3 protein-coding genes are annotated in these 7,133 nt (G+C 64.2%); 1 reads left to right on the top strand and 2 read right to left on the bottom strand.

Features of this window, described 5'->3' with window-relative positions; genetic code table 11:
* A partial coding sequence (locus tag VFW45_17110; protein HEU5182509.1) for a carboxypeptidase regulatory-like domain-containing protein occupies positions 1 to 2,044 on the bottom strand: 2,044 nt, incomplete at its 3' end.
* A gap of 19 nt (positions 2,045 to 2,063) precedes the next feature.
* Complete coding sequence (locus VFW45_17105; GenBank protein HEU5182508.1) at positions 2,064 to 5,783, bottom strand: TonB-dependent receptor; 3,720 nt, start codon at positions 5,781 to 5,783, stop codon at positions 2,064 to 2,066.
* A gap of 212 nt (positions 5,784 to 5,995) precedes the next feature.
* Here VFW45_17105 and VFW45_17100 point away from each other — a divergent pair, with 212 nt between their 5' ends.
* A complete protein-coding gene (locus tag VFW45_17100; GenBank protein HEU5182507.1) occupies positions 5,996 to 7,018 on the top strand; it encodes a hypothetical protein in 1,023 nt (340 codons plus the stop codon).
* Positions 7,019 to 7,133: the final 115 nt, after the last annotated feature.

Raw genomic sequence — 7,133 nt, 5'->3', positions numbered from 1 at the left:
CGTTGCCACGCGTCGCGGCCGGGTCGCCTGTGCGGCTCCGAGTGGCGCCCTTCGAGCCGGAGGGATAGGTGATGACCGGACGCTGGAACGTATCGCTGTCGTAGCCTTCGTGCTCGTAGGACCCTCCCACCTTCAGGTCATGTGTGCCCGCCGCCTCGCCGACGTAGAGCGAGAAATCCTCGAGCCAGGAAAAGCGGGTGCGGTGATCGTGGTACTCGAAAACGGCCGGACCGGTGGTCCTTCCGTCCAGGTCGGTGCCGAGGTCCCGGTCGGGAGCGAGCGGCATCCGGTACTCACCGCTCTCCGGTCGACCGTTGCCGTTGGCATCGATCCAGAAGGGGGTCGTCGTCATTCCCGAATCGCCAACGACGTCCAGCCGGCCATTGCCGTTGCGATCCTCGGTGTCGTAGCGCCCGTTGCCGCGCGTCCCTTCCACGTAATCGGAGGGGCAGTAGCCGACCCACTGATCGCAGTAATAACGAATCCCGACGTCCTCCTGAGGATCCAGCGTGCCGTTCAGGTTCGCGTCGATTTCCGAGTCGAGTCGTCCGTTGCAATTCAGATCCTCGTGTCCGTACCCCTCGCATCCTGCTTCGCTGGCCCGAACCCTCCCGTCGCCGTCGAGGTCCTCGTTGCCCTCCGCAAAATTGTTGAAGTTGATGTCCTCGTAGACGTCGAAATGGCGGTCGTCGTCCCAGTCCTCGCCGGGATCCCGCTCCCTGGCGTCGAAGATGCCGTTGCCGTTTCCCCCCCATTCCGGATGGTCGTCGATGTACAGGACGCCGTTGTCGTTGGTGTCGGGGTCGGTGGTGGGATTCTGCGAAAAGCGGTTGTCGAACCAGGAGACCGCCGATTCGAGCATCCGCGTCGGTGAGAAGACCGCCGATTCCCGCAGCGTGAGCGTCGGGCCGCCGCGGGTGAGGTAATACCCCGACTCGGCATCGGCAAGGCTGTCGATCCCTTCGTTCTCTCGGTGCTCCTTGTCGAGAATGACCGAGAAGGCGAGACGGTGCGATGCATGCATCTGCCAGGTGGTCTTGAAGAATCCCCGATAGCCGTAGACCGGGGTCACGAACGCATGCGTGAGGGCATTGACCGGTGTCTCCTGGTGGATGTACTCGGCGGCCAGGTAGTACCAGAGGCGGTCGGCGACGATCCTGCCTGAGACCGACAGGAACGGCATGAGATCGGTGAAGTGCTGCTCCCGGACCACCTTGTCGCCCTGGAAGCCTCCCGTCAGCTCGGGGTCGTCGAGCCCGGCGCCGTCCCCGTCCAGCAGGCCGCTGCGCACGAAGAGCTTAAAGGTTCCCGCGAACTCGTTGCTTCCCGATTTCGTGAGGATGTTGGCGAAGCCTCCCTGCGCGCGGCTGTACTGCGCGGTCGCGGCGGAAGTGATCACCTCCAGCTCCTGGATCGACTCGATGTTCAGGTTCTGGCCGAAATAGCCGGTGAACGGGTCGGTGGTGCTGACGCCATCTACCAGGGTGACGACATCGGTGTCGCGGGCGCCATGAATGTTGGGGTTGCCGGTCCCGTTCACGTCGGTGACGCCGGGGGCCAGGGTCAGGATGTCCTGGTAGTCGCGCCCCAGGATCGGCAGCTCGGCGATGAACTCGGAGGTGAAGGTGGTGGAGGCGGTGACCTTCTCGGTGTCGAGGGTCTGGCTCTTCCCCTGGACGCGGACCGTTTCCTTCAGGTCGGTGGCCGGCCGGAGCGCAACGTTCTGGACCAGCGTCCTGCCTGACTCGAGCGACAGGTCCGAAAAGATGATGGTGGTGTATCCGGCCAGGGAGACCGTCAGCTCGTAGTGCGGGCCGGGAGGGAGGAGCAAGAAGCGGAACTCTCCGTCGGCATGGGTGATCGTTCCCTGCTCCTGGAAGGCAACCTCCCGGTTGCGCAGGATGACACCGGCCCCGGGCAGCGGCCTTCCCAGCGCGTCGAGAACCTTCCCGGTCAAAGTCGCATCGTCCGCGGCACGCGTGGCGGTGAGCGCCACGGCGCAGACCGCGAAAGCCGACAGAACCCATCCAATGGTCCGGCGCATCCGTCCCCCCGACGTCGCGCTAGAAATCGAACTGGAACCCGACCTGGAACCGTCGCCCGAAATCACGCTCGCCGTCCAGCGAGACCTGCGGCGGGAAGACCACGGGCCCCTCCTTCCCGAGATAGAGCAGCTGGACAGGTTTCTGACGGACATCGTAGACGCGCAGGTTGTCGCTGTTGAGAAGATTGTAGACTTCGAAGAAGGCCGAAGCGGAAGACTTCCCGATCACGAAACTCTTCATCACCCGCGCGTTGAACAGGTAGGAAGCCGGGTTGCGGTGCACGTTGCGAGCTTCGGGAGTGAACCCGAACCCTTCGGGACCCAGCTGACCATAGACCCGCCGCCCCATCAGGAAGCCCGCATCGTCCTCGTCGAGATAGTTGCTGAAGCTCGAATAGGGCAGCCCCGAAGCCCAGAGCGCGGTCCCTCCCAGCCTCCAGTCGCCCGGAAGATAGGCGACGGCGTTGAACTTGACGACATGGCGCTGGTCGTAGTCGAGGTAGCCCCACTCCAGCTCCGCCAGCGCCGGGTCGTTCCCGACCAGGGAATTGAAGCTCTCGGCGTCACCCTGCGTCGTCGAATAGGTGTAGCTCGCCTCCATCTGCCATTTCCGCTTCAGCCTGCGGACGAACTCGAGCTCCCAGCCTCGATAACGCTGCTCGTTGGTGTTCCCGAGATGGAAGACGCGGTTGAACAGGAAGTTCTGTATTGCCAGATCGGGTGCGCCGTTGGGAACCCGCTCGCATTCGACTTGGGGAAGCGGCGGCGAGCAGATCGTCGTGCCGAGGCGATCGAGCAATTGGCCCGTCGCCGGATCGCGCACGAGCTGGTGATTCAGGTCCACGTCCTGGAGCTGATCGTGGAAATCGCGATGGACGTACCGCAGCGAGACCAGGACCTCGGGAGTCAGCTCCCGCCGGAATCCCGCCGTCCACTCGTTGCTATAGGGGGTGGACAGGCCGCGATCCACCTGAAAAGCGGAAAGCGGCGATTGGGAAACAGCGAGTCCCAGCATATTGTCGGGATAACCTTCATCGTCCACCCCGTCGTGGTCGGTGACGTAGTCGCGCACGACGGTATCCGGGCCCTGCTCGAGGACCAGGCTGCCCAGAAACAGCTTGTCGTAGTAGCGTCCCCAGGAGCCGAAGGCCATCGTCTTCCCGTCCCCCCACGGGTCCCAGCTGAGGCTGAGGCGTGGTGCCAGATTGGAGTTGGTGATGTCGAAGGTCTCCGCGGATCGCACCCGTCGGGCATTGCCAATCTCGCCTGGGAGATCGTTGCTGCCATCCCCCGTGAGATCGCCGAGGTGCTGGGAGAATATCTCCACTTCCCGCTGATGGCGCGTGAAGCGTCCAAAAGCCGCCTTGATCAGCTGGTGAGCCAGCGCCTCCCGATACAGGTCGCCGCCGGGACCGCAGTTGCGCAGCGGGTCCGAGCAGAGGCCCAGGTCGTTCATCCGATCGTCGCCGTTGGTGTCCACGCCCGCCGCTTTCATGAGCGCGTCGAACTCCCCGCGCTCGGCCACGGGATCGAAAGGCGTGTAGCCGTAGGAGGAGAGGTCCTCGTAGTCGAACCGCAGTCCTATCCCAAAGGTCAGATTGGGCACCGGCTTCCAGGTGTCCTGGAAGTAGAGGCCCAGGTTGTCCCCGGTGGCCGTGTTGTTGACGACGGCTGGAATCCCCAGGATGGCGGTAGCCGCCGACGGTCTGGCATTGGTGCTGTTGCTCGACCCGCGGCTGTGCGTGGCGGTCAGGGCGCGCGTCGGGACCTCGAGGGTGGCCCGCTGGAAAGTTCGGGCATCGTATCCTTCGTGCTCGTAGATTGCTCCTCCCTTGAAATCGTGCGTTCCGAGGGCCTCCGCGACGAAGAAGGAGGAATCCTCGCGCCAGGTGATGCGTTTCCGGTGATCGTGGTAATCGACCTTGTAAGGACCCGTGGTCCGGCCGGCGGGATCGGTGTGCATCTGGCGGTCGGGAGGGAGCGGGACGCGAAACTCGCCCGGATCTGGAACCCCGTCGCCGTCGGCGTCATTCCAGAAGGGGGTCGTCGTGTAGCCTGAATCGCCCACGACGTCGAGGAGCCCGTTGCCGTTGCGGTCCTCGGTATCGAAGCGTCCGTTCCCCCGCGTTCCTCCTTCCGTAGACGCCGGACAAAAGGCTTTCTTGCCGACGCAGTCGTAGGGGATCCCCACGTCTTCTTCGGGATCGACCCTGCCGTTCAGGTTGGTGTCCGTCTCCGAATCCATCAGCCCGTTGCAGTTGAGGTCCTCCTGGTTGTACCCCTCGCAGCCGGAATGCCAATCCCGGGTCCAACCGTCGTCATCGAGGTCTTCGGAGGGAAGCGGAATCCCGTTGAAGTTGAGGTCCTCGAAGATGTCGTAGCGGCCGTCCAGGTCCCAGTCTTCCCCGGGGTCGCGCTCGCTGGCCTGGAGGATGCCGTCGCCGTTGCCACCGAGATCCGCCTGATCGTCCACGTAGAGAATGCCGTTATGGTTGGTGTCGGGGTTGGTGGTGGGAACCGTGCTGAAGCGGTTGTCGAACCAGGAAAGGGTCGATTCCAGCAAGGAGACAGGGGAAAAGACCGCGGTCTCGATCAGCGTGAGGGTGGGACCGCCGCGCGAAGCGGTATAGCCCGATTCGATGGCGGTGCTGCTGCTGAGGCCCTGGTTCTCCTGGCGCTTGTCGTCTACCGCCGCCCAGAAGGCAAGACGGTGCGCCGGGTGCATCTGCCAGGTCACCTTGAGGAAGTTCCGGAACTCGTAGGTGGGCGTCACGAATGCCTGGCTCAGCGCATGGACCGGGGTCTCTTGCTGGACATATTCGGTGGTGAAGTAGTACCAGAGCCGGTCCCGCACCAGCGCGCCGGAAAGGGCGAGAAAGGGCATGAGGTCGGTGAAATGCATATCGCGCAGCTCGCGCTCCTCCTGGAACCCTCCAACCAGCTCGGGGTCCTCGGTTCCGGCGCCATCGCCGTCCAGTCGGTTGGAGCGCACGAACACCTTGAAGGTCCCCTTGAATTCGTTGCCTCCCGATTTGGTGAGAATGCTGGCGAAGCCCCCCTGCGCGCGGCTGTACTCCGCCGTGGCCGCGGAGGTGATCACCTCCAGCTCCTCAATCGACTCGATGTTCAGGTTCTGCCCGTAGTAGCCGGTGAGGGGGTCGGTCGTGCTGACCCCGTCCACCAGCGTGACGACGTCGGTGTCCCGGGCGCCGTGGATGTTGGGATTTCCCGTGCCGTTCACGTCGGTGACACCCGGCGCGAGCGTGAGGATGTCCTGGTAGTCACGCCCCAGGATGGGCAGCTCTGCGATGAAGGTGGAGGTGAAGGTGGTGGAAGCGGTGACTTTCTCAGTGTCGAGGGTCTGGGTTTTGGCCCTGACTCGCACGGTTTCCTTGAAGTCGCCGGCCGGCAGGACGACGTTCTGCTCGAGGCTTTCGCCGGGCTCGAGAGAGATCTCCGTGATGACGATGGTGGTGTAGCCGGGAAGTGAAATGGTTATTTCGTAATGGGGGCCCGGTGGCAACGAAGGGAAGCGGAAGGCCCCTTGCGCGTCGGTGATCGTCCCTTGCTCCCGGAGGCCGGAGGCCTGGTTGGCCACGACGACGGTGGCTCCGGGGAGCGTGGACCCGGCGCCGTCAACAACCTTGCCGCGCAGGAACGCTTCCGGAGCGGCCTCGAGGAACGTCGCAATCGACAGAAGGAAAGCGAGGCACACCGGGGGGCCGAATCTCCGCCCCATGGTTACCTCCCTTTCCCCAAACCTGTACGAGAGCCGGATACGGAGACTGACTGAGCTTGACCCGACAGTAACAGAGTGCCCGGAAGAGCGTCAATAGCTGCTTCCGCCGACGGCAGGAGCCGCCGAATCCAGGCCGATTGACGCCGCCCCAGGGGGAGGACTAGGCTGCATTTCAAGGCAGCAATGATCCCCTACGGTTCAAGGAGACCTCCATGCGCGGCAGAATCGGCCTCGCGACACTCCTGGTCCTGCTTTCCGGAACCATCCTTTCATGCACCATCGAGCCCAGGTCTTCGTCGCCGCGCGTCGAGGCTGAAGTCGAGGCCGCCGGCTCGCCGCCTCTGCGCTGGTCGATGGAGAAATGGCGCGATGCGCACGAGGAAGCCGAGGCGGCGATGCTCGCTCCCATGGGCGACAAGCGAATCGCCCGGTGCGAGGCGTTCCTGCAGAAATATCCGGATTATCCCGAGCCGGAGGTGGTCCTGCGGGAGCTGATCGATGCCATCCTCGAGAAGGATCGGGGGAAGCTGGACTACGCGCGTCTGAACGGGCTTCTGCAGCGCATGCTCAGCCGGCCTTCGCAGTACTACACCCCCGACTTCGTTCTCGATTGGTACTACCTGAAGCACTCCTTTCCTCCCGAGATGGCCGAGCCCGCAGTCGCCAGGGTCCGCCAGGCGATTGACCGGGACAGGAAGGCACTCGCTTTGGAGAGCGATCCCCGGAAAAGGCGGGAGGCCCAGGGGCGGCTCGATAAGAGGGAGTTCAATCTTTCCATCGCCGAGGGGCGGATACTCATCGCCCGGCACGAATACGCCGCGGCGATTCGCAAGCTGCTGGAAGCCGAGGCGGCCGATTCGGGAATCGGCTCCGCGGGATTGACCCTGGTAGCCCCCCGGGGCGTCGTATCCGCAAGCCTTCCCAACGGCACGATTGCCTCGGACCGGCTCAATCTCGCCCTCGCCGCCGCCTACGCCGGGACCGGCAAGCGAGCCGAGGCGATGGTCCGCCTGGAGCGCGTGCGAAACTTCTCGGCGCAGTTCTATCCCGATGTCGGAGAGGGGATCGAGGCGGTGCGCAAGGAGCTGTCCCTGCAGCCGCCGGAACCAAGAGAGGTGCGGTCCGACCCGAAACCGTCGCGCGATTTCCGCTTCAAGGATCTCCAGGGCAGGCAGGTGGCGCTCTCCGATTTCCGTGGGCGCGTCGTCCTGGCCATGTTCTGGTCGACCTGGTGAGGGAGCTGCGCCAGCGACCTGCAGGTCCTGCAGGACATCGAGAACAAGTACCGGGATCGTGGAGTCACGCTTCTCGCCGCGAGCATCGACGGCCCCGAGACCCAGCCCTCCATTC

This window comes from Candidatus Polarisedimenticolia bacterium (genome assembly GCA_035764505.1).
GTDB lineage: Bacteria > Acidobacteriota > Polarisedimenticolia > Gp22-AA2 > AA152 > AA152.
Note: the sequence above shows the minus strand (reverse complement) of the source record. Positions and strands in the feature narration are given on the sequence as shown.